General features: G+C 73.1%; 23 protein-coding genes. 10 read left to right on the top strand and 13 right to left on the bottom strand.

What is annotated here, in order from left to right:
* Positions 1-27: 27 nt before the first annotated feature.
* From AB0D28_RS09035 to AB0D28_RS09005, 7 genes are all read right to left on the bottom strand, one after another.
* Positions 28-1,515, bottom strand: coding sequence for a trypsin-like peptidase domain-containing protein (locus AB0D28_RS09035; protein WP_357383777.1), 1,488 nt, complete (start codon positions 1,513-1,515; stop codon positions 28-30).
* Between the two features lie 62 nt (positions 1,516-1,577).
* Positions 1,578-3,122: an ATP-binding protein gene (locus AB0D28_RS09030; RefSeq protein ID WP_357383775.1), complete on the bottom strand. Its 1,545-nt coding sequence runs from the start codon at positions 3,120-3,122 to the stop codon at positions 1,578-1,580.
* Positions 3,119-3,820: a response regulator transcription factor gene (locus AB0D28_RS09025; RefSeq protein ID WP_357383773.1), complete on the bottom strand. Its 702-nt coding sequence runs from the start codon at positions 3,818-3,820 to the stop codon at positions 3,119-3,121. Before AB0D28_RS09025 ends, AB0D28_RS09030 begins: the two co-directional genes overlap by 4 nt.
* A 64-nt stretch (positions 3,821-3,884) precedes the next feature.
* Positions 3,885-4,505: a PadR family transcriptional regulator gene (locus tag AB0D28_RS09020; RefSeq protein ID WP_357383771.1), complete on the bottom strand. Its 621-nt coding sequence runs from the start codon at positions 4,503-4,505 to the stop codon at positions 3,885-3,887.
* On the bottom strand, positions 4,502-5,332 hold the full coding sequence (locus tag AB0D28_RS09015; protein ID WP_357383769.1) for a DUF4097 family beta strand repeat-containing protein: 831 nt from the start codon (positions 5,330-5,332) through the stop codon (positions 4,502-4,504). The genes AB0D28_RS09020 and AB0D28_RS09015 overlap by 4 nt, the downstream gene beginning before the upstream one ends.
* 125 nt (positions 5,333-5,457) lie before the next feature.
* Positions 5,458-6,339 (bottom strand): lysophospholipid acyltransferase family protein, encoded by an 882-nt coding sequence (locus AB0D28_RS09010; RefSeq protein ID WP_357383767.1) that lies wholly within the window; start codon positions 6,337-6,339, stop codon positions 5,458-5,460.
* Entirely contained in the window at positions 6,336-7,112 is a 777-nt protein-coding gene (locus AB0D28_RS09005; protein WP_357383764.1) for a GNAT family N-acyltransferase, read from the bottom strand. Before AB0D28_RS09005 ends, AB0D28_RS09010 begins: the two co-directional genes overlap by 4 nt.
* A 174-nt stretch (positions 7,113-7,286) precedes the next feature.
* Between AB0D28_RS09005 and AB0D28_RS09000 the strand changes: the two genes are divergently transcribed.
* From AB0D28_RS09000 to AB0D28_RS08980, 5 genes are all read left to right on the top strand, one after another.
* On the top strand, positions 7,287-7,943 hold the full coding sequence (locus AB0D28_RS09000) for a hypothetical protein (protein WP_357383762.1): 657 nt from the start codon (positions 7,287-7,289) through the stop codon (positions 7,941-7,943).
* A 140-nt stretch (positions 7,944-8,083) separates the two neighbouring features.
* Complete coding sequence (locus AB0D28_RS08995) at positions 8,084-9,022, top strand: ABC transporter ATP-binding protein (protein WP_357383923.1); 939 nt, start codon at positions 8,084-8,086, stop codon at positions 9,020-9,022.
* Complete coding sequence (locus AB0D28_RS08990) at positions 9,019-9,846, top strand: ABC transporter permease (RefSeq protein ID WP_357383760.1); 828 nt, start codon at positions 9,019-9,021, stop codon at positions 9,844-9,846. Before AB0D28_RS08995 ends, AB0D28_RS08990 begins: the two co-directional genes overlap by 4 nt.
* A gap of 257 nt (positions 9,847-10,103) precedes the next feature.
* A complete protein-coding gene (locus tag AB0D28_RS08985; RefSeq protein WP_357383758.1) occupies positions 10,104-13,847 on the top strand; it encodes a multifunctional oxoglutarate decarboxylase/oxoglutarate dehydrogenase thiamine pyrophosphate-binding subunit/dihydrolipoyllysine-residue succinyltransferase subunit in 3,744 nt (1,247 codons plus the stop codon).
* Positions 13,848-13,910: 63 nt separating this feature from the next.
* Positions 13,911-14,090 carry a DUF6104 family protein gene (locus AB0D28_RS08980; RefSeq protein ID WP_357383756.1) on the top strand — a complete coding sequence of 60 codons (180 nt, stop codon included), beginning with the start codon at positions 13,911-13,913 and terminating at the stop codon, positions 14,088-14,090.
* Between the two features lie 6 nt (positions 14,091-14,096).
* On the opposite strand, the gene AB0D28_RS08975 is transcribed toward AB0D28_RS08980, so the two are convergent.
* On the bottom strand, positions 14,097-16,409 hold the full coding sequence (locus AB0D28_RS08975; RefSeq protein WP_357383754.1) for a bifunctional polysaccharide deacetylase/glycosyltransferase family 2 protein: 2,313 nt from the start codon (positions 16,407-16,409) through the stop codon (positions 14,097-14,099).
* Entirely contained in the window at positions 16,402-16,938 is a 537-nt protein-coding gene (locus AB0D28_RS08970; protein ID WP_357383752.1) for a hypothetical protein, read from the bottom strand. The genes AB0D28_RS08975 and AB0D28_RS08970 overlap by 8 nt, the downstream gene beginning before the upstream one ends.
* Positions 16,939-17,031: 93 nt before the next feature.
* On the opposite strand from AB0D28_RS08970, the gene pta reads away from it, so the two are divergent.
* Together pta and AB0D28_RS08960 are read left to right on the top strand one after the other, a co-directional pair.
* The gene (pta, locus tag AB0D28_RS08965) at positions 17,032-19,107 is read left to right on the top strand and encodes a phosphate acetyltransferase (protein WP_357383750.1); all 2,076 of its coding nucleotides are present in this window, start codon (positions 17,032-17,034) and stop codon (positions 19,105-19,107) included.
* Positions 19,104-20,216 (top strand): acetate kinase, encoded by a 1,113-nt coding sequence (locus AB0D28_RS08960; protein WP_357383748.1) that lies wholly within the window; start codon positions 19,104-19,106, stop codon positions 20,214-20,216. The genes pta and AB0D28_RS08960 overlap by 4 nt, the downstream gene beginning before the upstream one ends.
* Before the next feature lie 37 nt (positions 20,217-20,253).
* Here AB0D28_RS08960 and AB0D28_RS08955 read toward each other — a convergent pair whose 3' ends face one another.
* Positions 20,254-20,427, bottom strand: coding sequence for a hypothetical protein (locus AB0D28_RS08955; RefSeq protein ID WP_216929420.1), 174 nt, complete (start codon positions 20,425-20,427; stop codon positions 20,254-20,256).
* Positions 20,428-20,608: 181 nt separating this feature from the next.
* On the opposite strand from AB0D28_RS08955, the gene AB0D28_RS08950 reads away from it, so the two are divergent.
* The 3 genes from AB0D28_RS08950 to AB0D28_RS08940 are packed head-to-tail and all read left to right on the top strand — an operon-like array spanning position 20,609 to position 23,344.
* A complete protein-coding gene (locus AB0D28_RS08950) occupies positions 20,609-21,793 on the top strand; it encodes an alpha/beta hydrolase (protein ID WP_357383746.1) in 1,185 nt (394 codons plus the stop codon).
* Position 21,794: 1 nt separating this feature from the next.
* Entirely contained in the window at positions 21,795-22,337 is a 543-nt protein-coding gene (locus tag AB0D28_RS08945; protein ID WP_357383744.1) for an aminoglycoside adenylyltransferase, read from the top strand.
* A 41-nt stretch (positions 22,338-22,378) separates the two neighbouring features.
* On the top strand, positions 22,379-23,344 hold the full coding sequence (locus tag AB0D28_RS08940) for a chlorophyllase (RefSeq protein WP_357383742.1): 966 nt from the start codon (positions 22,379-22,381) through the stop codon (positions 23,342-23,344).
* Positions 23,345-23,406: 62 nt separating this feature from the next.
* Here the strand turns inward: AB0D28_RS08940 and AB0D28_RS08935 are convergent, their stop codons facing one another.
* The 3 genes from AB0D28_RS08935 to AB0D28_RS08925 form a co-directional block, all read right to left on the bottom strand.
* Positions 23,407-24,360: a zinc-binding dehydrogenase gene (locus AB0D28_RS08935; RefSeq protein WP_357383740.1), complete on the bottom strand. Its 954-nt coding sequence runs from the start codon at positions 24,358-24,360 to the stop codon at positions 23,407-23,409.
* Positions 24,361-24,445: 85 nt separating this feature from the next.
* The gene (locus AB0D28_RS08930; protein ID WP_357383738.1) at positions 24,446-25,621 is read right to left on the bottom strand and encodes an NADP-dependent malic enzyme; all 1,176 of its coding nucleotides are present in this window, start codon (positions 25,619-25,621) and stop codon (positions 24,446-24,448) included.
* 158 nt (positions 25,622-25,779) lie between these two features.
* On the bottom strand, positions 25,780-26,118 hold the full coding sequence (locus tag AB0D28_RS08925) for a S24/S26 family peptidase (RefSeq protein WP_357383736.1): 339 nt from the start codon (positions 26,116-26,118) through the stop codon (positions 25,780-25,782).
* Between the last annotated feature and the right edge of the window lie 70 nt (positions 26,119-26,188).

Below are 26,188 nucleotides of genomic sequence, written 5' to 3'. Positions count from 1 at the left end.
GCCCGGGAGGGAGGCAGGTCCTCGGGACTATGACGTCTCGGCGAGCGTCACGGTTGCGTTCTCGGTGGATCCGTTTCGCTTGTACTGCACCTCGACCCGGTCACCGACCTTGCCGGCCTGCACGGCGCCGACCAGGTCGTTCGAGTCGTTGATCACCTTGTCGCCGAACTTGGTGATCACGTCGCCGCGCTGGATCCCGGCCTTCTCGGCGGGGCTGCCCGGCGTGACGGCGGCGACCAGCGCCCCGCCGTCCTCGGCGCCGTTGACGCTCACCCCCAGCGAGGGGTGGCTGATCTTCTCACCGCGCTGGAGCTTCTCGGCCACGTCCTTGGCCTTGTTGCTCGGGATGGCGAAGCCGACGCCGATGTTCCCGGTGCTGCCCTGTCCGGCGGTGGCGATGGCGGTGTTGATGCCGATCACCTCGCCCCGGGTGTTCACCAGCGCGCCGCCGGAGTTGCCCGGGTTGATCGGGGCGTCGGTCTGCAGCAGCCCGGAGATCGAGCTGGCGCCCTGCTGCGGGTTCTGCTGCTGGCCGCCGCCCGCCTGGATGGTGCGGTCGCGGGCGCTCAGGATGCCGGCGGTGACCGAACCCTGGAGGCCGAGCGGGCTGCCCAGGGCGAGCACCTGGTCCCCGACCTGCATGGCGTCGCTGTCGCCGAACTTGGCCGCCTTCAGGTCGCGCACGCCCTCGGCCTGGACCACCGCGAGGTCGGTCTTCGGGTCGGTGCCGACGACCTTGGCGGAGGCGCTCTTGCCGTCGGCGAAGACCACCCGGACCGTGTCGCCGCCACCGGCGACCACGTGGTTGTTCGTGAGCACGTACCCGTCGGCGCTGAGGATCACCCCGGAGCCCTCACCGCTGCCCGTCATGATCGTGACGATGCTGTCCTGGACGGAGGCCGCGATCTTGGGCAGGTCGGCGCTGTTGATCACCGGAGCGGCGGAGTAGGTGCGGGTGGGGCCGCCCCCGTCGAGCGCGAGGGCGAGCGCGCCACCCGCGACACCGGAGCCGAACATCAGCGCCAGCGCCAGCACGCCCGCGCCGACGAACTTACCGGCCCGGCTGGGCCGCGCCGGTTGCTGCGGGCCCCACTGCGGCGTCGGCTGGTACGGCTGGTAGCCCTGCTGCCCCTGGTACGGCTGCGCCTGGTACGACGGCACCGGCCCACCGTGCTGCGTGGACGGGTAGCCCGCGTTGCCCTGCTGGTTCCAGCCGCCCTGCTGGTGCTGTCCCCCGTACCAGGGATGGGGTTGCTGCGGCTGCCCCGAGGCCGGGTACGGCGGGGCGGACGGCGTCGCCGGCTGCGGCGGGTACGGCCCGGCGGGCGTGGTGTTCCCGGCGGGCGTGGCGGTTCCGGCGGCCGGGGAGTCGGCCGGAACCGACGCGGGGGCCGGGGTGGTGGAGGAGGAGTCCGACGTCCCGCTCTCGACGCGGGGCAGCTCGGCGGTGTGGTGCGACGGCTCGGCGTCGGCGGGGGCCGGCGACCGCTGCGGATCGGTCTCGTGGTCGGTCATGTCACCAGCTTTCCCCGTAGCACTGTCACCAGCCTGGAATCTGCCTGGAAGTTTTCTGAATGTCACTCGCCCGAATCGGTCGCCTCGGCGAGCAGCGGCAACTTCACCCGGAACGTCGCTCCGCCCCCGGGCGTCTCCGCCACCTCGACGGTGCCGTGGTGAGCGGCGACGAGCGCGGCGACGATGGCCAGGCCGAGGCCCGTGCTGATCGGCCCGCCGGCCCGGCGGGTGCGGGCGGCGTCCACCCGGTAGAACCGCTCGAACACCCGCTCGGCCTGCTCCGGCGTGAGGCCCGGACCGGTGTCCGCCACCTCCACCACGGCGAGGTTGCCCGCCTCCTCCCGCAGCCGCAGCGTCACCGCGGCGTCCGGCGGCGTGTGGGTGAGCGCGTTCGTCATCAGGTTGCCGATCACCTGGCGCAGCCGGGCGTCGTCGCCGAGCACCACCAGCGGGCCGCCGCCCGGCTCCCGCTCCAGCTCGATCCGCCGCTCCGGGTCGACCACCCGGGCCGCCTGCACCGCGTCGGACGCCAGCACCGGCAGCTCGACCGGGGCCAGCGTGATCGGCCGTTCCCGGTCCATCCGCGCGAGCAGCAGCAGGTCCTCCACCAGCAGACCCATCCGGGACGCCTCGTCCTCGATCCGGCGCAGCAGATCCGCGGTCTGCTCCGGCGCGCGCACCGCGCCCTGCCGGTACAGCTCGGCGAAGCCCCGGATGGTGGTCAGCGGCGTCCGCAGCTCGTGCGAGGCGTCGGCGATGAACTGCCGCATCCGTTCCTCGGAGCGGCGGGCCCGTGCCTCCGACGCCTGCGCGTACGCGGCGGCGTCCCGCGCGCCCATCTCGGCGCTGCGCGCCGCCGCCTCGGAGGCGGCCCGCGCGGTGAACGCGGCCTCGATCTGCGCGAGCATGGCGTTCAGCGCCCGGGACAGTCGGCCCAGCTCAGAGGTGGGGCAGGGCCGCCCCATCTCCGGGTCGGGCACCCGCCGGGTCAGATCGCCGCCGGCGATGGCGGCCGCCGTACGCTCTATCTCCACGAGCGGTTTCAAGCTGGCCCGGACGATTCCCGCACCCACCGAGGCCAGGATGATCAGGACCGCGCCACCGACGAGCACGTCGATCCAGAGCAGCTGCCGGACCGAGAGGTCGACGTCGTCGAGGTTCTGCCCGATCGCCAGGTAGGTGTTCTCGTCGACCTGCCGCACCATCAGGCGCCACCGCACCCGCATGTCCGCGCCGTCGTCGGTGAAGGCCGCTCCGCCGGCGTGGTCGAGGTACCAGTTCGCGTCCCTGAGCCCCGCGGGCAGGTCGTCCGGCACCAGCGAACTGTCGCGGAGGATCGCCACGCGCTGGGTGCGGCGGTCCCACTCGCTGAAGAGGTAGTCGGTGGGCAGGTTGTTGGCGTTGGCCTGGTTGACCACCACATCCTTGTTGAACTGGTCGCTCAGCTCGCCGTCGATCCGGTCGACCAGGTAGTTGTGCAGGAAGTAGGCGGTGGAGACACTGATCACCAGCAACGCGCCGGCCACCAGCGCCAGCACGGCGGTGACCAGCTTGAGCCGCAGCGGAATCCCGCGCAGCCAGCCCTTGGCGTCGTGGACGAGGTTCACGCCGCCGGCTTGCGGAGCACGTAACCCACTCCCCGGAGCGTGTGGATCAGCCGGGGCTGGGTGTTGTCGACCTTGCGCCGCAGGTAGGAGATGTACGACTCGACGATGTTGTCGTCACCGCGGAAGTCGTAGTTCCAGACGTGGTCGAGGATCTGCGCCTTGCTGAGCACCCGGTTGGCGTTGAGCATCAGGTAACGCAGCAGCTTGAACTCGGTCGGCGAGAGCTGCACCCGCTGACCGGCCCGGTGCACCTCGTGCGTCTCCTCGTCCAGCTCCAGGTCGGCGAAGGTGAGGCGGGACGGGGCCTGCTCGCCGGTCGCGGTGCGCCGCAGCACGGCCCGGATCCGCGCGGTCAGCTCCTCCAGGCTGAACGGCTTGGTGACGTAGTCGTCGCCGCCCAGGGTGAGCCCGCGGATCTTGTCGTCGGTGGCGTCGCGCGCGGTCAGGAAGACCACCGGGGTACGCGTGCCGCCCTCGCGCATCATCCGGATGACCTCGAAGCCGTCCAGGTCGGGCAGCATCACGTCGAGCACCACCAGGTCGGGCCGGTGGTCCTTGGCGGCGTTCAGCGCGGCGCTGCCGCTGGTCGCGGTGGCCACGTCGAAGCCCGCGAAGCGCAGGCTCGCGGAGAGCAGTTCGAGGATGTTGGGATCGTCCTCGACGACGAGAAGTCGTGCCTCGGTCTGGGTAGCCGCCATGGCACCCATCATCCGCGCCTCGGCTGCGGTCGCGCTGGGCGCCGGCTGGAAACAACCTGTGAGATCAGCGGAGCAGCCGCCGCAGCCCGTCCAGCGCGCCGTCGAGCAGCCGGATCGCGGTACGGAGCTGGTTGTCGCTCAGGCCCCGGGCCCGGACCAGCGCACCGACCTCGACCGTGAACGCGGCCAGCCGCTCGTCGAAGTCGGCGAGCAGCGGCGGGTCGTCCGGACGGGCCGCGCCCCCGCCGTTCGCCGGGCGGGCGGTGGCGGACGGCGCCCAGCCGCCCTGCCGGGTCTGCCGGGTCGCCTCGCGCAGTTCCCGCTTCAGGTCGCGCACCGATCCGCGTACCTCGGTGCGGATCTCCCCGGCCAGCGCGGAGAGATCCTCGACGGCGGCGCCGATGTCGCTCTCCAGCGTCGCCAGCTCGTCGGCGCGGCGGCTCAGTTCGGCGCGGCCCGCCTCGGTGATCTCGTAGACCTTGCGCCCGCCGGCCGCGGTGTGCCGGACCAGCCCTTCCGCCTCCAGCCGTTGCAGCCGCGGGTAGATGGTGCCGGCGCTGGGCGCGTACAGGCCGAGGAAGCGCTCCTCCAGCAGGCGGATCAGCTCGTAGCCGTGCTTCGGGCCGTCATCGAGCAGCTTCAGCAGGTAGAGCCGGAGGCGGCCGTGGCTGAACACGGCGGTCACGGCACGTCCTCCACGTGGTCGGCGGGCGCGACCGGGCGGGCGAGCAGCGCGATGCTGCCGGAGGTCGCGGAGGCCCAGAGCCTACCCGCACCGCCACCGAGCACGCCGTGGCTGTCCTTGATCGAGCCGAGCCCGCGCCCGCCGCCGTCCACCTGCGGGAAGCCGCTGGTGATCTTGCCGGAGGTGGTGTGCAGGTGCACGGTGAGGTCGCTGTCCTCGCGGACCCGCACGGTGATGCTGCCGGAGATGGCGCTGAGCCGGATCTCGCTGCCGCGCGGGTTGTCCAGGTCGCAGGTGATCGAGCCGGAGACGGCGTGGGCGCGGACCCGCTCGGGCGCGCTGTCGGCGAGGATCAGCTCGCCGGAGACCGTCTCCAGGTCCAGGTCGCCGCCGATGCCGAGCGCCTCGACCGGGCCGGAGATGACCTTCGCGCTGGTGCGCCCGCGCAGTCCGCGCAGCGTGACCTGGCCGGAGGTGACGTCGACCCGGGTCTCCCGCCGCAGCCCGGAGGCGACGAGCGCGCCGCTGACCACAGACAGGTTGGCGAGCACGTCCGGCGGCACGGCGACCGACACCTCGGCCCGGATCCGGTTGCCGAACCAGGAGAAGATGCCGAAGAGGCCGGGCTTGCGCTTGTGCCGGATGGTCAGCCGCCCGTCGCGGACCTCGACGAGGAGCGGCCGGTTGCTGACCCGGGTCACGTCGACCCGGGCCGGACCGTCGGCGCCGACCACGTTCAGCCGGCCGCTGACCAGTTCGGCGTCGAGCCGGGTGATCGGCTCGTCCACGGTGATCCGCTGCGGGCTCTCGACGGTCCAGCTGGCCATGACGCGCTCCCCTCGTCGGCGGGCCGACCCACGGCCCCGCCAGGTGTTGCGAGGAGCATAACGCGATACATCGCGACTGAACAAGACACTATCGCGTCTGTGTCGCGTCCCGACGCCCCAGCGGGTCAGGCCGCCAGGTCGAGCCGGTCCGCGAGCACGGAGCGAGGGGTCGAGTGGACCGCGGCCTCGGCGATCCGGGCCAGCGCGCGGCGATCAACGCCCTCGGCCGGGTGCAGCGCCGCGCCCACAGTCACCGACACGGTCAGACCTCGGGCGGCGAGCACCCGGCGTACCGACGCCCAGAGCGTCTCCGCACCCAGGAAGGCGGGCAGCGTGCTCGGGTCGCCCGCGTACCGGTAGGCGAGGCTCAGCGGCACCACCGGCGCACCCGCCGCCACGGCGGCCTCGAACATGGCCGGGCGGAACCCGCGGCTGGGGCGGCAGCCCGTCGCGGCGCCACACCAGGTCGTACCCTCCGGGAACACCGCCACCGACCGCCCGGACCGCAGCGCGCCGGCCACCCGCGCGACGGTGGCCGGCAGGTCACGCGGCCGGGACCGGTCCACGAAGACGGTGCCCGCCGCGGCGGCCAGGGCGCCCACCAGCGGCCAGCTCCGGACCTCGCACTTGGCGACCATCCGGGTCGGCGACACGGCGAGCACCGCCAGGATGTCCAGCCAGGAGACGTGGTTGGCGACCAGCAGGGCGCGCCCGCGCGGCGTCCGGCCCCGGACCAGCAGCCGCACCCCGAGGGTACGCAGCGTCCACCGTGCCCAGCCGCGCGACGCGGCCCGGCCCCGGGCGGCCGGCAGCAGCGGCAGCAGCACTGCCACGCCCGCCCCGGCCAGCAGCATGCCGAGTACGCCGAGCAGCCGCCCCGCCCGGCGCAGCCGCGACACGTCCGGGGCGACCGGCGGCGGCAGGCAGTCCGGCCCGCAGCCCGAGGCGGGACGCCACAGCCCCTCCCCGGCGTACGGACCGGCCGGATCGGCGGCGGTGGTGGTCACGACCCGTCCCCGCCGATGAAGTGCCGCAGGTAGCGGGGGTTCATCCGGTCCAGCGAGAACAGCACGTAGAAGTCGGCGCAGCCGAAGTCCGGATCGTACGCGGGCTCGCCGGCCACCCACGCGCCCAGCCGCAGGTAGCCCCGCAGCAGCGGCGGCACGAGCGCCCCTCGTCGCGCGGGGGTGAGCGCGGCCGGGTCGGCGGCCGACGCCTCGGCGAACCAGGGCCGGCGCGGGGTGACCCGCAACAGCGGCGGGGCGAGGTGCCGGGCGGTGACCTCGGCCCACACCTGCGCGGCGGCGGTCCCGCCGTCGGCCACCGGCACCGAGGCGCAGCCGCCGAGCCAGCGGGTGCCGCGCAGGTGCAGGTAGCGGCAGATCCCGGCCCACATGAGGTTGATCACGGCGCCGGTGCGGTGATCCGGGTGCACGCAGGAGCGGCCCGCCTCGACCAGGTGGTCGCGGAGCGGGGCCAGCGGGCTCAGGTCGAACTCGCCGTCGGCGTACCGGCGTTCGGTGCGACCGGGCGGCAGCAGCCGGTACGTGCCGACGACCTCGCCGGTCTCCTCGCGCAGCACCACCAGGTGGTCGCAGTGCGCGTCGAACTCGTCGGTGTCGAGGCCGGTGGCGGCGGTCGGCAGGGTGGCGCCGAGTTCACTGGCGAACACCTCGTGGCGCAGGCGTTGCGCGGCCGCGACCAGAGTCGGGTCGTCGGCGATCAGCAGGGTGTAACCGCTGGTCGTGAGCGGTGCGCCAGCGGCGTGCAGAACGGCCATGACTCCTGTGTAGGTGCCCCGGGTTGCCACCGGCCGGGGTGAGCGGTGTCGATCCGGTGAACGCCGGTGGGCCGCGGCGTGCGAACCGGGACGGCCGGGGCGCGACGGGCGTGTGCGAGGCTGCCGGGGCGGACCGCCCGCGACGGCGCCGGCGGCAGTGAACCGGAGGTGCACATGCTGGTCGAGGCCCGCTTCCAGGGGCCGGACGGTTCCGGCAACGGCGGCTGGAGCGCCGGGATCTTCGCCGCGCTGATCGACGACCGGGGCCCGGTGGAGGTCACGTTGCGCCGGCCGCCGCCGCTGGACACCCCGCTGGCCGCCGCCGACGGCGAGGTACGCGACCCGGACGGTCACCTGGTCGCCGAGGTACGCCGCGCCCGGCCGGTCGACGCGGTGGTGCCGCCGGTGGACCGGGCGACGGCGACCGACGCCGCGCGGGCGTACCCCGGCCTGGTCGACCATCCCTTCCCCCGCTGCTACGTCTGCGGCCCGGCACACCCGGACGGGCTACGGATCTTCCCCGGGCGGCTGCCGGACGGGCGCACCGCCGCCCCGTTCGACGCGCCGGCCGAGGTGGTGCCCGCGACCGTGTGGGCGGCGCTGGACTGCCCGGGCGGCTGGGCGGTGCTCGCGCCCGGCCGACCGTACGTGCTGGGGCGCATCGCCGCGCAGGTCACGGCGCTGCCACAGCCGGGCGAGGAGTGCGTGGTCACAGGCCTCGCGGTCGGCGCCGAGGGACGCCGGGCCGAGGTGCACACCAGCCTGTACGGTTCGGACGGCGTGCTGCTCGGCCGCGCCCGGGCCACCTGGGTGGCGCTGCCGGCCGGGTGATCTCATCCCTGAGGGGGACGGCGCGTACGCGTCCCGCCTGATTGACCCCCTTGCGCCGGGTTGGAAGGCTGTTGCCGGGCGCCCCCGCAACGGCGCCCCACCGGCGTGCGACGAGCCCGCCGGGGCAGGAGAGGAGAATGATGTCCGACGGGCAGCCACGCCCCAGTGCCGGGACCGGCCAGATCACCGTGTCCGGCCTGACCAAGCAGTACAAGAACGTCCGCGCGGTGGACAACCTGTCGTTCACGGTCGAGCCGGGCCGGGTCACCGGCTTCCTCGGCCCCAACGGCGCCGGTAAGACGACCACGCTGCGCATGCTGCTCAACCTGGTGACGCCGAGCGCCGGCACGGCCACCATCGGCGGCAGCCGGTACGCCGACCTGCCCGACCCGCTGCGTACGGTCGGCGCGGTGCTGGAGGCGTCCAGCGCGCACAAGGGCCGCACCGGCATCAACCACCTGCGGGTGATCTGCGCGGCGGCCGGGCTGCCCAAGGAACGCGCCGACGAGGCGCTGGCCCTGGTCGGGCTCACTCCGGCGGCGAAGCGCAAGTTCAAGGGCTACTCGCTGGGCATGAAGCAGCGGCTCGGCATCGCCGCCGCGATGCTCGGCAACCCGCAGGTGCTGATCCTGGACGAGCCGGCGAACGGCCTGGACCCGGAGGGCATCCGCTGGATGCGCGGCTTCCTCAAGGGGCTCGCCGCCGAGGGGCGCACGGTGCTGGTCTCCAGCCACCTGCTCTCCGAGATGCAGCTCCTCGCCGACGACGTGGTGATCATCGCGGCCGGCAAGCTGGTCCGGCAGGGCCCGGTCGACCAGGTGATGACCTCGATGACGCACGGCGTGCGGGTGCGGGTGCGTACCCCGCAGGCCGACGATCTGGCCGCGGCGCTGCGCGAGCAGTCGGCCACCGTCGACACCGACCCGCAGGGCGCGCTGCTCGTCAGCGGCGTGGACGCGCCGACCGTGGGCCGCGTCGCGCTGGCCGCCAAGGTCGAGCTGCACGAGCTGACCACCGAGCGCCCTGACCTCGAAGGGGTCTTCCTGGAGCTGACGGCCGGAAAGGCGGAGATCCGATGACGCTGGTCCGATCCGAACTGCTCAAGATCCGTACCACCAGCACCTGGTGGATCTTCGGGCTGATCAGCCTGGCGCTGTGGGCGCTCACGCTGTTCTTCAACTGGTTGCAGACCGAGGCGCTGGCCGGCGGGGACTTCGGCGAGGTACCGGCCGAGCAGTCCGACCAGTTGCAGGCCATCTCGGCCGCCGACAACCTGGCGGCCAACCTCTACACCAACGGCCAGTTCTTCGGCCTGCTCATCGTGCTGCTGCTCGGCATCGTGGTGGTGACCAGCGAGTTCTTCCACCAGACGGTGACCACCACGTTCCTCACCGCGCCGCACCGCACCGCGGTGATGCTGGCCAAGCTGGTCGCGGCCGGTGTGCTGGCGCTGCTGTTCTGGCTCGTCACCACTGTGCTGAACCTGATCATCTCGCCGCTGATCCTCAACTCGGTGGACGTCGGCTCGCAGCTCGGCAGCGGGGCGATCTGGCGGGCGATCGCGCTCAACGGGCTGGCCTACCTGCTCTGGTCGGTGCTCGGCGTCGGGCTCGGCGTGCTGATCCGCAGCCAGATCGGCGCCACCGTGACCGGCATCCTGTTCTACCTGGGTGGCGCGATCGGTGCGGCGATCGTGCTGAGCCTGCTCGCCTCGCGGTACGGCGACTGGATCAACAAGCTCCAGCTGCTGGTCCCGTCGCTGGCCTCCGGGCTCATGGTGGGCGGCGACACCGACATCCCGGGCAACCCGCCGCAGTGGGCGGGCGCGCTGGTGCTGATCGGGTACGCGGTGGTGGCCGGCGCGATCGGCGTGGCCACGATCCGCAAGCGCGACATCTCCTGACCTGACGGTCCGGGGCGGACCCCGGCCGGTGACCGACGTCATCGGCCGGGGTCCGTCGTGTAGCAGCAGTCGGCGGGTCACGCAGCGTTTGCCGAACTTCTGGCATCTTCTGTGAAACGGACCACCAGCCGGAGGCGAGAATGCCTGCGCGTAGCGCACGGCGTAGCCTTGGCATCGGTTTACCCAGCGTCGGCAACCGGGGGTCACCGGGGGCCACCGTGACATTCACAACCGCGTGAAAGAGGCGATTAGCGGCCGTGTCGACCCAGCAGACTTCGCAGGAGAACCCATTGGCGGGTTTCGGCCCGAACGAGTGGATCGTCGAGGAGATGTACCAGCGCTATCTCGCCGACCCCTCGAGCGTCGATTCGGCCTGGCACGACTTCTTCGCCGACTACCGGCCGGCCCCGGGCGCCGCCACCCCGCGCGCCGAGGGACAGGCCAAGCCGGCCGCGAAGCCGGAGCCGGGCGAGCAGCAGGAGGCCGCGGCCACCGTCACCGCGCAGCCGGCCAGGTCCGAGCCGAAGGCCGCCCCCGCCCCGGCCAAGCCCGCCGCGAAGCCGGCCGCCAAGACGCCCGCCAAGACGCCCGAGCCGGCCAAGAAGTCGGTCCCGGCCAAGCCGGCCGCCAAGGCGCCCACCGCGAGCGCCGCGGGCACCACGCCGCTGCGCGGCGTCGCCGCCAAGATCGTGCAGAACATGGACGCGTCGCTGTCGGTCCCGACCGCCACCAGCGTGCGCGCCGTCCCGGCCAAGCTGCTCGTCGACAACCGCATCGTGATCAACAACCACCTGGCCCGCGGTCGCGGCGGCAAGGTCAGCTTCACCCACCTGATCGGGTACGCGCTGGTCCGCGCGGTCGTCGAGCACCCGGAGATGAACAACTCCTTCGCCGAGGTGGACGGCAAGCCGGCGATGGTCCGCCCGGAGCACGTCAACCTGGGCATCGCGATCGACCTGGTCAAGCCGGACGGCTCGCGCAACCTGGTGGTGCCGTCCATCAAGGGCTGCGAGCAGATGGACTTCCGGCAGTTCTGGCAGGCGTACGAGGACGTGGTCCGGCGTGCCCGCCGCAACGAGCTGACCATGGACGACTACGCCGGCACCACGATCTCGCTGACCAACCCGGGCGGCATCGGCACGGTGCACTCGATCCCGCGCCTGATGCAGGGGCAGAGCGCCATCATCGGCGTCGGCGCGATGGAATACCCGGCTCCCTACCAGGGCATGAGCGAGGCCACGCTGGCCGAGAACGCGGTCAGCAAGGTCATCACGCTGACCAGCACGTACGACCACCGGATCATCCAGGGCGCGCAGTCCGGCGAGTTCCTGAAGGTCATGCACGAGCTGCTGCTCGGTGAGCGCGGCTTCTACGACGACATCTTCACCTCGCTGCGCATCCCGTACGAGCCGGTGCGCTGGATGCGCGACGTCGCAGTCGACAGCGAAGGCCAGATCAACAAGACCGCTCGGGTGCACGAGCTGATCCACGCGTACCGGGTGCGCGGCCACCTGATGGCCGACACCGACCCGCTGGAGTTCACCATCCGCAAGCACCCGGACCTGGACGTGCTCCAGCACGGGCTCACGCTCTGGGACCTCGACCGGGTCTTCCCGGTGAACGGCTTCGCCGGCCAGCAGCGGATGAAGCTGCGCTCGATCCTCGGCGTGCTGCGCGACTCGTACTGCCGCCGGGTCGGCATCGAGTACATGCACATCCAGGACCCGGAGGAGCGGCGCTGGATCCAGGAGCGGGTCGAGCGCAAGTACGAGAAGCCAAGCACCGACGAGCAGAAGCACGTGCTGAACCGGCTCAACGCCGCCGAGGCGTTCGAGACGTTCCTCCAGACCAAGTACGTCGGCCAGCGGCGCTTCTCGCTGGAGGGCGGCGAGTCGCTGATCCCGCTGCTCGGCGAGGTGCTGGAGTGCTCCGCCGAGGCCGGGCTGGACGAGGTCGTCATCGGCATGGCCCACCGCGGCCGGCTCAACGTGCTGGCGAACATCGTCGGCAAGCCGTACGAGAAGATCTTCTCCGAGTTCGAGGGGCACCTCGACCCGCGGTCCACGCAGGGCTCGGGCGACGTGAAGTACCACCTCGGCCAGAACGGCAAGTTCAGCACGCCGGACGGCGAGTACGCCGTCAAGGTGTCGGTGGTGGCGAACCCGTCGCACCTGGAGGCCGTGGACCCGGTGCTGGAGGGCATCGTCCGGGCCAAGCAGGACCGCATCGACCTCAAGCTGGAGGGCTACACCGTGCTGCCGCTGGCGGTGCACGGTGACGCCGCCTTCGCCGGCCAGGGCGTCGTCGCCGAGACGCTCAACCTCTCCCAGCTGCGCGGCTACCGCACCGGCGGCACCGTGCACGTGGTCGTGAACAACCAGGTCGGCTTCACCACCGCCCCGGAGTACAGCCGGTCCAGCCTCTACAGCACCGACGTGGCCCGGATGATCCAGGCGCCGATCTTCCACGTCAACGGCGACGACCCGGAGGCAGTGGTCCGGGTGGCCCGGCTCGCGTTCGAGTACCGGCAGGCGTTCAACAAGGACGTCGTGATCGACATGGTCTGCTACCGGCGGCGCGGGCACAACGAGGGCGACGACCCGTCGATGACCAACCCGCAGATGTACCAGATCATCGACTCGAAGCGGTCGGTCCGGAAGCTCTACACCGAGGAGCTGATCGGGCGCGGCGACATCACCGTGGAGGACGCGGAGGAGCTGCTGCACGACTACCAGTCGCAGCTGGAGCGGGTCTTCAAGGCCACCCGCGACGCCGCCACCACGCCGCGCCAGCTCAGCCGCCCGGCGCGGCAGGACGAGCCGGAGCCGCAGGTCGAGACCGCCACCGACGCCGACGTGATCAAGGCGATCGGCGAGGCGCACGTCAACCTGCCGGAGGGCTTCACCCCGCACAAGCGGATCCAGCAGCTGCTGGAGCGGCGGCGCAAGATGTCCGTCGAGGGCGGCATCGACTGGGGCTTCGCCGAGATCATCGCGTTCGGCACGCTGCTGAACGACGGGGTGACCGTCCGGCTCGCCGGGCAGGACTCGCGCCGCGGCACGTTCGTCCAGCGGCACGCCGCTGTGGTCGACGCCAAGACCGGCGAGGACTACCTGCCGCTGATGTCGCTCACCGCCGACGGCGAGCGGTCGCGCTTCTTCGTCCACGACTCGCTGCTCTCCGAGTACGCGGCCATGGGCTTCGAGTACGGCTACTCGGTGGAGAACATCAACGCGCTGGTGGCCTGGGAGGCCCAGTTCGGTGACTTCGTCAACGGCGCCCAGTCGGTGATCGACGAGTTCATCTCCTCCGGCGAGGTGAAGTGGGGCCAGCGCTCCGCGGTGACGCTGCTGCTGCCGCACGGCCACGAGGGCCAGGGCCCGGACCACACCTCCGGCCGTCCGGAGCGGTTCCTCCAGCTCTGCGCCGAGGACAACATGCGGGTGGCCATCCCGAGCACCCCGGCGAGCTACTTCCACCTGCTGCGGCGCCAGGCCATGTCGCCCAAGCGCAAGCCGCTCGTGGTGTTCACGCCGAAGTCGCTGCTGCGGCACAAGCTCTGCGTGTCGCCGGTGGAGGACTTCACCACCGGCACGTTCTCCCCGGTGCTGGCCGACCCCGCGGCTCCGGCGCCGGAGCAGGTGAAGCGGGTGCTGCTCTGCTCGGGCAAGGTCTACTACGACCTGTTCCAGGCCCGGCAGGAGCGGGGCGTCACCGACACCGCGATCATCCGGATGGAGCAGCTCTACCCGCTGCCCGTCGAGGAGGTCCGGGCCGCGCTGGCGCAGTACCCGAACGCCGAGGACTTCGCCTGGGTCCAGGAGGAGCCGGCCAACCAGGGCGCCTGGTCGTTCGTCGCGCTCAACCTGCTGGAGCACCTGCCCGAGGTGCGGCTGCGCCGCATCTCCCGGCCGGCCGCCGCCGCTCCGGCGGTCGGCTCGGCGAAGATGCACGAGGTCGAGCAGAACGCACTGATCGAGGCGGCTCTCCCCCGCCCGTGACCCCACCGGCAGCGGCCCGTCCCGACCCGGGGCGGGCCGCTGCCGTACGACGAGAGGAACACCGTGTACTTCACCGACCGTGGCATCGAGGAGCTGGTCGAGCGCCGGGGCGACGAGCAGGTCAGCCTGGAGTGGCTGGGCGAGCGGCTGCGTGACTTCGTCGACCTGAACCCGGAGTTCGAGACCCCGGTCGAGCGGTTCGCCACCTGGCTGGCCCGCCTCGACGACCCCGACGACGACTGACCGGTCTCAGCCGGCCGCGCCCCGCCCGGCGACCCGGAGTCCTCCGGTACGCCGCAGCTTCTGCCAGCCCAGCCGGCCGCCGGTGAGCGCGGTGCCGACCGCCTGGAGCAGCACCAGGTACATCACCTGGCGGTAGACGAACTGCTGCAGGGGCAGCACCCAGAGCACGCCGAGCTTCTCCCGGTCCAGCCGGAAGGCCAGCACCGCGGTGAGGAACTGGAGCGCGAGCATGGCCAGCCAGGCCACCATCGTGTCGCCGCGGTCCAGGAAGATCAGCCCGTAGATCGCGAGCAGGTCGATCACCGGGGCGGCCAGCGGCAGCAGCACGCCGAACAGGGTCAGGAACGACAGGCACCGGCGGCCGAACCGGCCCGACGGGCCGCTCTCGATCACCGAGCGCCGGTGCTTCCACATCGCCTGCATGGTGCCGTAGCTCCACCGGTAGCGCTGCTTCCACAGCTGGCCGATCGTGGTCGGCGCCTCGGTCCAGGCGCGGGCGCTCTCCTCGTACACGATGTGCCAGCCGGCCCGGCCGACGGCGATGGTGACGTCGGTGTCCTCGGCCAGCGTGTCGTCGGTCATGCCGCCCACCTGCTCCAGCGCCTGGCGCCGGAACGCGCCGATCGCGCCGGGGACGGTGGGCATGCAGCGCAGCGTCTCGTAGAGGCGGCGGTCGAGGTTGAAGCCGATGACGTACTCGATGTGCTGCCACTTGGCGATCAGGCCGCGGCGGTTGCCGACCTTGACGTTGCCGGCGACCACGCCGACCCGGGGGTCGGCGAACGGCTGGACCAGCCGGCGGACCGAGTCCGGCTCGAAGATCGTGTCGCCGTCGACCATGACGATCAGGTCGTGCCGGGCCAGCGCGACGCCCGTGTTCAACGCGCTCGGCTTGCCGCCGTTGGGCTTGCGCACGACCCGGACGTTCGGCAGGCGCAACGCCGCCACGAGGTCGGCGGTGCCGTCGGTCGAGCCGTCGTCGACCACCACCACCTCGATGCCGCCGGGGTGGTCACCCATGGCCAGCGAGCGGACCGCCGCGACGATGCCCTCCCGCTCGTTGTAGGCGGGCACGATCACCGAGACCGGTTCGGTGACCGGTGGACCCCACGACCAGTCGCGGCGACGGCGGCGGCGCGCGTGCCGTGGGGCGAGGACGAACAGCAGCAGCGCCCGGCCGACGGTGAGCACGCCGACCAGCAGGAAGAAGGCGCCGAGCACCCCGAACATGCCGTCGGCCACGCGAACCGCGCCGACCAGGACGTGTCCCCGCCACCGCTCGCCGAGCGGGGCCGCCGCCTGCCCGCCGACCGGCCCGGGTACGCCCGCTGCCGCGAACGTCTGGTTGAGCCCCTCGCTGACCGTGGTGAAGCGGTAGCCGCGTTCCAGCATCATCGGGATGTACCGGTCCAGCGCGGCCACGGTGCCGGACCGGTCGCCGCCCGAGTCGTGCCAGAGCGCGACGGTGCCGGCGGTGCCGGCCGGCGTGGCGTTGGCGACCATCTCCTCGACCGGGGGAAGTTCCCAGTCCCGGCTGTCGACGTCGTTCACCACCGTGAGGTAGCCCAGCCGGCCGGCCTGCCGCAGCATCGGCCAGTCCCGGTCGGTGTAGGCGTCCGCGCGGGACGAGTACGGGAAGCGCAGCAGCGACGAGCGGACACCTGTGGTGCTGGCGATGGCGAGCTGGGTCTGCGCGTACTCCAGTTCCCGCCGCCAGTCCGGCAGCGTGGCGAGGTCGGGGTGGGTGAACGTGTGCACGCCCAGTTCGTGGCCCTCGGCCACCAGCCGTCGGGTCACGTCCGGGTTGCGGACGACCTGCGAGCCGAGGACGAAGAAGGTGCCCTTCACCTGGTACTTGTCCAGGACGCGCAGCACCTCGGGCGTCCAGCGCGGGTCGGGCCCGTCGTCGAAGGTGAGCGCGACGGTACGCGCCGGCAGGCGGTGTGACTGGGTCCGCCCCTCGGGGCTGACGTTGACGATCGGGCCGCCCCCGATCACCGAGCTGGGGACCTCCCGCTGGCTGCCGGGCTTCACCCGGTTGTCGGGCACGAACGCGGCGTTCGTGTACGCCTCGACGAACAGCAGGCCGGCCAGGACCACCATGACCATGACGACAAGGGTCCAGCTCGGCCGGGGCAGCAGACGCCGGCCGCGGGAGCGGCGCGGGCCGGCGATCCGCCGGGCGTCCAGGACGACAGTGGGCTCGTCGTCCGGCCGCGCTCCGGCCCGGTGCCGGCGGACGGCGTGCACGCGGCGGGGGTCGAGCGGAACGGTGGGCTGGTCAGCTGTCGACTGTCGGGCGGGCGCCTGGTCAGTCATCGGCTGGCGCGGCCGGCGCGACGGGTTCGGCGGGCGGGTCGACGGCGGGCGGCGGATCGACCACTGGCGGCGGCACCTCGGCGGTGGGGGCGGTGGGCGGCGCGGTGGTGCCCGGCGCCGGGCGGGTGACCGTGGGCGCGCTCGGGGCGCTCCGGGTCGGCCGTGCGGACCGGGGGCTCGGCGGGACCGTGCCGCCGGGCGTGACGGAGGTGACCGGGGTCCGCGCCGGGGCGGTACGGATGTCCGCAGGCGTGTCCGGCGTGGGGCGCGTCACCGTCGGTGCCGGCGACGTGGTCGGCTTCGACGACGGCAGCCGCTGCTCGGTGGTCTCCTCGACGAACGGGATCACGGTGGCCGGGGTGATCGGCCCGCCGGCGAAACTGACCCCGACCATGATCGTGTAGACCGCACCCGCCGCGCCGGCACAGTAGGCGAGACGACGCAGCCACCGGCGTCGCCGCCCGCTGGGGTCGACGAAGACGGGGGGCGATTCCGGTACGACGGGAATCAGCGCGGTCGGGCCTTCCACGGCCTCAGTGTAGATGCGAGAAATTTCCACCTTCTTCCCTGGCTAGCCGGTGTGACCAGGCAGAACGGGCAGCACTCACCTCGATCTTGTAGGTTGGGGGCCGTGGCGCGCAGCGTGTACCTGACCGGCGTTGGTTCGGGCGGGGGAAAATCGACGGTGGCGCTCGGCCTGGCCGAGCTGTTGTCCCGACAGGTGGAACGGATAGGCGCGTTCCGGCCGCTCGTCTCAGGTGAGGGGCCCGACCCCATCCTCGCCCTGCTCACCGAGCGCTACCGGATGGACCTGCCGGTCGACGAGCTGCACGGCGCCACGTACGCCGAGGCGAGCGCGCTCGTCGCGGACGGCCGCCGGGAGGAGCTGATCTCCCGGATCGTCACCCGCTACCGGGAGGTCGAGCGGCGCTGCCCGGCGATAGTGGTGGTCGGCAGCGACTTCGCCTACGGCGACGGCGCCGGCCCGCGCGAGCTGGCCTTCAACGCCCGGCTGGCGACCGAGTTCGGCAGCGTCGTGGTGCCCGTGGTGGACGGGTTCGGGCAGACGCCCGAGACGATCGCGGCGGCGCTGCGTGGCGCGTACCACGATCTGGTCGACCTCGGCGCGACGGTGATCGCGGCGCTGGCCAACCGCGTGCCGGAGCCGATGACGCTGCCCGAGCTGCCGGTGCCCGCGTACGCGATCCCGGAGGTGCCGACCGTGTCGGCCCCGACGGTGGCCGAGGTGGCGGCGGCGCTGCGCGGCACCGTGCTCACCGGCGACGCGACCGCGCTGGACCGCGACGTGCTCGACTACGTGGTCGGCGCGGCGCACGTGCCGACGCTGCTGGACCACCTCACCGACGGGGCGCTGGTGATCACCCCGGGCGACCGTGCCGACCTGCTGGTGGCCGCCGGGGCCGCGCACGTGGCCGGGCAGGTGTCGCTGGCCGGGCTGGTGCTCACGCTCGGCGAGCAGCCCGACCCGCGCGCCATGCGCCTCGTCGAGCGGATGAACACCGGGCTCCCAGTGCTGTCGGTGCCGAGCGATAGCTACGACACGGTGTCCGCGTCCAGCCGGATCGAGGGCCGCCCCAGCACCGCCAACCCGCGCAAGGTCGAGGCCGCGCTCGGCGCGTTCGAACGCTGCGTGGACACCGACGACCTGGCCCGCCGGCTGCGGGTCAGCCGTTCCGCGCGGGTCACCCCGCTGATGTTCGAGAACGACCTGATCGACAGGGCCCGCGCCCGGCGCCGCCGGCTCGTGCTGCCCGAGGGCGCCGACGAGCGGATCCTGCGCGCGACCGAGGTGCTGCTGCGCCGGGGCGTCGCCGAGATCACCCTTCTCGGCCGCCCGGACGAGATCGCCCGGCGGACCCGGGAACTGGGCGTCGACCTCGGTGACGCCCAGGTCGTCGACCCGGCGAGCAGCCCGTGGCGGGACGAGTTCGCGCAGGCGTACGCGGAGTTGCGCGCCCACCGGGGCGTCACAGTGGAGCTGGCGCACGACATCGTGGCGCAGCCCAACTACTTCGGCACGATGATGGTGGAGACCGGCCACGCCGACGGCATGGTCTCCGGCGCCACCCACACCACTGCCGCCACCATCCGGCCCGCGTTCGAGATCATCCGGACCGTGCCCGGCGTCTCCGTCGCCTCCAGCGTCTTCTTCATGCTGCTCGCCGACCGGGTGCTGGTGTACGGCGACTGCGCGGTCAACCCCGACCCGGACGCCGACCAGCTCGCCGACATCGCCATCTCGTCTGCCGACACGGCGGCCCGGTTCGGCATCGAGCCGCGGGTGGCGATGCTGTCGTACTCCACCGGCAGCTCCGGCTCCGGCGCCGACGTGGAGAAGGTCGCGGCGGCCACCAAGCTCGTCCGGGAACGCCGGCCCGACCTGCTCGTCGAGGGCCCGATCCAGTACGACGCGGCGATCGACCCGCAGGTGGCGGCCACCAAGCTGCCGGACAGCCCGGTCGCCGGGCGGGCCACCGTGTTCATCTTCCCGGACCTGAACACCGGCAACAACACGTACAAGGCGGTGCAGCGGTCCGCCGGAGCGGTGGCCGTCGGGCCGGTCATGCAGGGCCTGCGCCGGCCCGTCAACGACCTGTCCCGGGGCGCTACCGTTCCGGACATCGTCAACACGGTGGCGATCACCGCCATCCAGGCCGCCGCGGAGGCGTCGGAATGAGCCGCATCCTGGTCCTCAACAGCGGGTCCTCGTCGGTCAAGTACCGGCTGTACGACGGCGACGACGTCCTGGACAAGGGCACGGTCGAGCGGATCGGCGAACCGGGCGGCGGGCCGGCCGACCACGAGAGCGCGGTCCGGGAGATCATCGGCCGGCTCGACCTGACCGGGCTGGCCGGCGTCGGTCACCGGGTGGTGCACGGCGGGCGGAAGTTCAGCGCGCCGGTACGCGTCGACGACGCCGTCGTCGACGCGATCGAGGATCTGGTGCCGCTGGCGCCGCTGCACAACCCGGCCAACCTCGCCGGCATCCGGGTCGCGCTGGAGGCGCTGCCGGACACCCCGCAGGTCGCGGTCTTCGACACCGCGTTCCACCACACGCTGCCCGAGGCCGCCGCCACGTACGCGATCGACAAGGACACCGCCGAGCGTTACGGCGTACGCCGCTACGGCTTCCACGGCACCTCGCACGCGTACGTCTCGCGTCGCGTCGCCGACCTGCTCGACCGCCCGTACGACGAGATCAACACCATCACGCTGCACCTGGGCAACGGAGCGAGCGCGTGTGCCGTACAGGGCGGGCGCAGCGTGGCCACCTCGATGGGCATGTCCCCGCTGGAGGGGCTGGTGATGGGCACCCGCAGCGGCGACCTCGACCCGACTGTCATCTTCCACCTGCGCCGCGAGGGCGGCATGGTCGTCGACGACATCGACGACCTGCTCAACCACCGCAGCGGCCTGCTCGGGCTGACCGGCGTCAACGACATGCGCGAGGTGCTGGCCCGCCGCGACGCCGGTGACCCGGATGCGACGCTGGCCTTCGACGTCTACTGCCGCCGGATCACCGGCTACGTGGGCGCGTACTACGCGCTGCTCGGCCGGGTCGACGCGATCGCGTTCACCGCCGGGGTCGGCGAGCACGCCGCACCCGTCCGGGCCGCGTCGCTGGCCGGGCTGGAGCGGCTGGGCGTCACCGTCGACCCGGCACGCAACGACGGTCAGGGCGACCGGGTCGTCTCCCCCGACGGCGCGGAGGTGGCGGTGCTGGTGGTCGGCACCGACGAGGAGCGGGAGATCGCCCGCGAGACCCGCGAGGTGCTCGGCGTCTGACCGCGGGCGCCCGGTCCTCCGCGCGGCCCGGCCCGGATCAGCCCAGGGCGATCCAGGCGACCAGGGCGACGACCACCACGGCGGCGACTGCGACGCCGGCGATCAGCGGCAGGCGGGACGGCGCCGACGCCGGCGCGGCCGGCTCGGGAGAATCGACGAATGCGCGGAACTGCGCGGTGTTGCCACTCGGGTCGGTGTAGTTCTCAGCCATGCGGCTGACCCTAGCGAAGCCGAACCGGGCGGACCGTCCCGCCGGGCCGCCACCTGCGGATCCGGGTGGCGGGACCGGGCAGACCCGGCCACCCGGTGGAGGCGGGAGCCGCCCGGGTGGCGGCGCCGACCGGTCCGGACGGCTGGCGCGTGCCGCCCGCTCGGCTGCCTACCGTGCAGGTGTGAGGGGGCAGCGGCTGGTCGCCGCGCTGATGACGGCGCTGCTGGCCGGTTGCGGCCCGGCCGTGACCACGTCCGGCCCGGCGCCGGCCGCCCTCGGGCCCGCGCCGGAGCGCCCGTACGCGGTCGGGATGCGGCAGTTCACGCTCGACCCGGACGGCAGGCGCCCGCTGCCGGTCACCGTCTGGTACCCGGCCGCGCCGCCTGCCGCACCGTCGCGCTCAGCCGTACTCCCGACGGGAACCGGCCCGGGCGGGCCTCGCGCGGTGGCCCTCCCGGCTCGCCAGTCGGTCGTCGCGGTCCCCTCCGGATCCGGCCGGGCCACACCGGCGAGCCCCGTTCCGGAGCGCGGACCGCAGGTCCGGCCGGGCGCGCCGTTCGCGGCCGGACGGTTCCCGGTGGTCCTCTACAGCCACGGCCTGCGCAGCCTGCCCGCCCTGCACGCGGCGCTGACCAGCCGCTGGGCCGCCGCCGGGTTCGTGGTGGTCGCGCCCACCTATCCGCGTACGAACCAGCGCGCCCGCGCCTACACCCGCGACGACGTCCGCAACCAGCCCGCCGACGCCTGGCGGCTGGTCCGTCACCTGGTCCGGCTGGGTGACCGCCCCGGCGATCCGCTCGGGGCGCACATGGCGGTGGACCGGTTCGCCGCCGCCGGGCACTCGGCCGGCGGTCACACGACGCTCGGCATGTTCGCCTCCGGGCAGCCGTCCCCGTTGCGGGCCGGAATCGTGATCGCCGGTGGCCGGATGGTCGCCGGCCTCTCCCGGCCGCTCGCGCCGATGCTGTTCGTGCACGGGAGCGCCGACCGGATCGTGCCGGAGTCGATCGGCCGGGCCGCGTACGCCCGCTGCCTCGGCCCGGCCGCCTTCCTGAGCCTGACCGGTCAGGGCCACGGCGAGTACCTGACGCCGGGCCGAACCGGGTTCGCCCAGGTGCTCGCCACCACCACCGACTTCCTGCGCTGGACGCTCTACGCCGACCGCGAGGCCCTGCACCGCCTCCCCGCCGACGCGACAGCACCGGACACCACCACCTTCACGACCCGCTCCCTCCCGCCCACCGCCCCTTGGCCCGTCGATCATGAAGTTGACGGCGTTCGCTGTCCGGTTTGTCGCCGCCAACTTCATGATCGACGGGGTCTGGGCGGGCGGCGAGGGGCGGCGAGGTGTGGGCGGGGTGGGTAGCGTGCGCGGGGTGGACGGGCTGGAGGGACGGCAACTGGGGGCGATCCGGGAGGTCGTCGATGTCGCCGACGCCGCCGGGATCGAGGTGTGGCTGCGCGGCGGCTGGGCGATGGACTTCCACCTCGGCGAGGTGACCCGGCCGCACGTCGACGTCGACTGGTACTGCTGGCGGCGCGTCGCCGCACCGCTGGCCGACCGGCTCGGCGCGCTCGGCTGGCGGCCCGACCCCCGGATGCCCACCGAGACGCAGCTCGACCTGCTGCGCGGCGACGTCGAGCTGAGCTTCGCGTACCTGGACCGGGACGCGGACGGCCGGGTCGTCGTCGGCGCCGGACCATGGGCCGGCACCCTCCTGCCCGACGGGATGCTGAGCGGCCCGCCCGGGCGGATCGGCGCGTTCACCGCACCGGTGATCAGCGTCGGCGCCCAGATCGAGTTCAAGGAGATGTTCCCGGTCTGGATGCCGGAGCGCCCCCGCCGGGCCAAGGACGCCGCCGACCTGGCTCGTCTCCGGGGGTCAGCGGGTGGTCACCCGGCGCGCTGACCGGGCCTGGTGGCCGCCGATCGCGAGGCACAATCGAGTTCATGCGCCGTCGTCCCGCCGCCCTCGTCACCGCCGCCCTGCTCTCCGCCGCTCTCACCGGCTGCTCGGAGCAGCCCACCGCTCCCGCCGAGCGGCCCGCTCCCGACGCCCCACCGACGACGAGCACAGCCGCCCCGCGGGTGCCGGCCGGCAAGGCGCCCGCGGAGAGCTTCGCGGTCGGCGTACGCCAGGTGAAGCTGAACCGCGACGGCGACCGGCCGCTGCCGGTGACGCTCTGGTACCCGGCGGCGGGCGCTGCCGGCGGCGCGGTCGAGCGTTCCGCCCCGGCGGCGGAGGGGCGGTTCCCGGTGGTGCTGTTCAGCCACGGGCTGGGTGCCCGGCCGGAGGACTACCAGGCGCTGCTGACCCGCTGGGTGGCGGCCGGTTTCGTGGTCGCCGCGCCACGTTTCCCGCACACCTCCCGGGGCACCGACGGCAACCCGCTGGACGTGCTCAACCAGCCGGCCGACGTGTCGTACGTGCTGACCCGGGTGCTCGCGCTCGGCGAGAAGGCGGGCGACCCGCTGCGCGGCCGGCTGGACCCGGAGCGGGTGGCCGCGACCGGGCACAGCGCCGGCGGCGTGACCACTGTCGGGTTGTTCACCGCGAGCCGGGACGAGCGGCTGGACGCGGGCATCGTCTTCGCCGGCACCGCCCTCGGCGTGGGTACCGCCTTCGCCGGCGCCGCCGCGCCGCAGTTGTTCGTGCACGGCGAGGCCGACGAGGTGGTGTCGTACGCCGCCGGCAAGGCCGTGTACGACGCGGTGCCGTGGCCGAAGGCGATGCTCAGCCTGCCCCGGGGCGACCACGGCCGGGCACTGCTCGGCGACGGCAAGGCGCTCGGCGTGGTAGCCGACACCTCTGTCGAGTTCCTCCGCTGGACGCTGTACGGCGACCCGGCGGCGAAGAAGCGCCTGCCCGCCGACGCCTCCCGGGGCGGCCTGGCCACCCTCGACGACCGCCTGTAAGGAAGGGCCCCTTCTTAACGTCTCCGGTAGAGAAAGGGCCCCTTGTCAACGCGCCACACGGCTCAGGCGGTGTGGTCGACTACCACCTTGCCGAAGACCTCACCGGAGTGCAGCCGGGCGAACGCCTCGGAGATCTCGCTGAACGGCACCACCCGGTCGACCACCGGGCGCACCTCGTGCTCGGCGCAGAACGCGAGCAGCTCGGTCAGCTCGCCCGGCGTGCCCATCGAGGTGCCGAGGATCTCCAGCTGCATGGCGAAGACCCGGCGGAGGTTGACCTTCGGCTCGTGCCCGGCGGTGGCGCCGGAGACGACGATCCGGGCCATCGGGGCCGCCGACTTCAGCGAGTGGTCGAAGGTGGCCGCGCCGACCGTCTCGATCACCACGTCGACCCGTTCCGGCAGCCGCGCGCCGGGCTCCAGCGCGGTCGCGCCCAGCTCGGTGATCCGCTCCCGCTTGGCGGCGTCGCGGCTGGTCGCGTACACCCGCTTGCCGAGCGCGACGCCGAGCGCGACAGCCGCGGTGGCCACGCCACCGCCGGCGCCCTGGACCAGCACCGACTCGCCGTCGGCGACCCGGCCCTTCGTGGTCAGCATCCGCCAGGCGGTGAGCCAGGCCGTGGGCAGGCACGCCGCGTCGGTCGCCGACAGGCCGTCGGGCAGCGGCAGCAGGTTCATCCGGGGTACGGCGACGAGCTCGGCGAACGTGCCCTGGTAGTGCTCGGAGAGGATGGAGACCCCGCGCGGGTCGCCGGGGGTGGGCACCACCGGGTAGATGACCACCTCGTTGCCGTCCGGGTCGGTGCCGACCGCGTCGCAGCCGAGGATCATTGGGAGCTGGTCGGCGGTCAGGCCCACGCCGCGCAGCGACCAGAGGTCGTGGTGGTTGAGCGAGCTGGCCCGGACCCGCACGGTGACCCAGTCGTCCTGCGGGTGGGTCGGCTCGGGACGGTCGCCGACGGCGAGCGCGGCGAGCGGGTTGTCGGTGTCGAAGGCCGAGGCGAAGGCAGCACGCATGATCGGCACGGTAACAAGCTGAGCAGCAGTTAAGAAGGGGCCCTTCCTCTACCGGTGGCGTTAGGAAGGGCCCCTTCCTTACATCTCAGCGGCGGGCGACGCCGTCGCGGCGGGCGGCCTCGGCGACCGCCTCGGCGACCGCCGGGGCGACTCGCGGGTCCAGCGGCGAGGGCACGATCGCGTCGGCGGTCAGCGACTCGGCCACCACGCCGGCGATGGCGTCGGCGGCGGCCACCTTCATCGAGTCGGTGATCCGGGTCGCCCCGGCGTCCAGCGCGCCCCGGAACACGCCGGGGAACGCGAGCACGTTGTTGATCTGGTTCGGGTAGTCGCTGCGCCCGGTGGCGACCACCGCCACGTGCCGGGCGGCCACCTCGGGGTGCACCTCGGGGGTGGGATTCGCCAGCGCGAACACGATGCCGCCGGGGGCCATGCCGGCCACCGCCGCCTCCGGGATCTGGCCGCCGGAGACGCCCACGAGCACGTCCGCGTCGCGCAGCGCCTCGGTGATGTCGCCCTGCCGGCCCTCGGCGTTGGTGAGTTCGGCCAGCTCGGCCTTGGTGCCGGTCAGCTCGCGGTGCCGGCCGATGATGCCGCGCGAGTCGCACACCACCACCCGCTCCGGGTCGACGCCGCCGGCGATCAGCATCTTGGTGACCGCCACCCCGGCCGCGCCCGCGCCGCTGACCGCCACCCGCAGGTCGCCGAGCTTGCGGTTGAGCAGCGTCGCGGCGTTGCGCAGCGCGGCGAGCACCACGATCGCGGTGCCGTGCTGGTCGTCGTGGAAGACCGGGATGTCCAGCGCCTCGTCGAGCCGGCGCTCCACCTCGAAGCAGCGCGGGGCGCTGATGTCCTCCAGGTTGATGCCGCCGAACGACGGCGCGAGCGCCCTGACGGTGGCCACGATCTCGTCCACGTCCTGGGTGTCCAGGCAGACCGGCACCGCGTCCACGCCGCCGAACTGCTTGAACAGCACCGCCTTGCCCTCCATCACGGGCAGCGCGGCGCGCGGGCCGATGTTGCCCAGACCGAGTACGGCGGAGCCGTCGGTGACCACGGCGACGGTGTGCGACACCCAGGTGTAGGTGTCGACGAGCGCGGGGTCGGCGGCGATCGCCTCACACACCCGGGCGACACCCGGGGTGTACGCGAGGGAGAGGTCCTCGCGGCTGGTCAGCGGCACGGTGGAGGCGACCGCCATCTTGCCGCCGACGTGCAGGCGGAAGACGGGATCGGCGGGGTCCGGGGTGGACGAAGACATGGTGACTCCAGGATCTGTCGAGCAGACGGACCGGCCGGCAGTGGTCAGCGCTGGTCAGCGACCGGCGGCGCGGCGGTGCGGGGGTCACCCGGGCACTTTTCGAGCATAGTCACGCACCCGCGCCCAGTATGTGAGCGGGGTCATATCCGCTTCGGTCGTTACCGTCCTCTGACCCGTCCCGGACGTGGCCACCAGCGGGCCACCACCCGGCCCCGGACGTCGGCCACCCCGTACGCCCGGGAGTCGTCGGTGACGAACTCGTTGTCGCCGCGCAACCACCACCCGCCGTCGCGCGGTTCCACCGCCCGCTTGACGACGAGCAGGTCGGGACGGCTGCGGAACACCGCCACCACCACGTCGCCGGGGCGTACCGGCCGGCCGCCGGTGCGGACCAGCACCGCGTCGCCGTGACGCAGCGTGGGGGCCATGGAGGGGCCGGTCACCAGCACCGGAACCAGCGGGCCGCGCAGCGCCGGATGCCCGTCGGTGCTCGTCACGTCACCTCCCGGCCCCTGAGGGCGTCTCCAGGAGTAATGTCGTCTTGGATCATCGCAAACAACCCATGGA

Source organism: Micromonospora sp. NPDC048169, assembly GCF_040652815.1.
Classification (GTDB): domain Bacteria; phylum Actinomycetota; class Actinomycetes; order Mycobacteriales; family Micromonosporaceae; genus Micromonospora.
The sequence above is the reverse complement of the archived record's forward strand: the minus strand, read 5'-3'. Positions and strand labels throughout refer to the sequence as shown.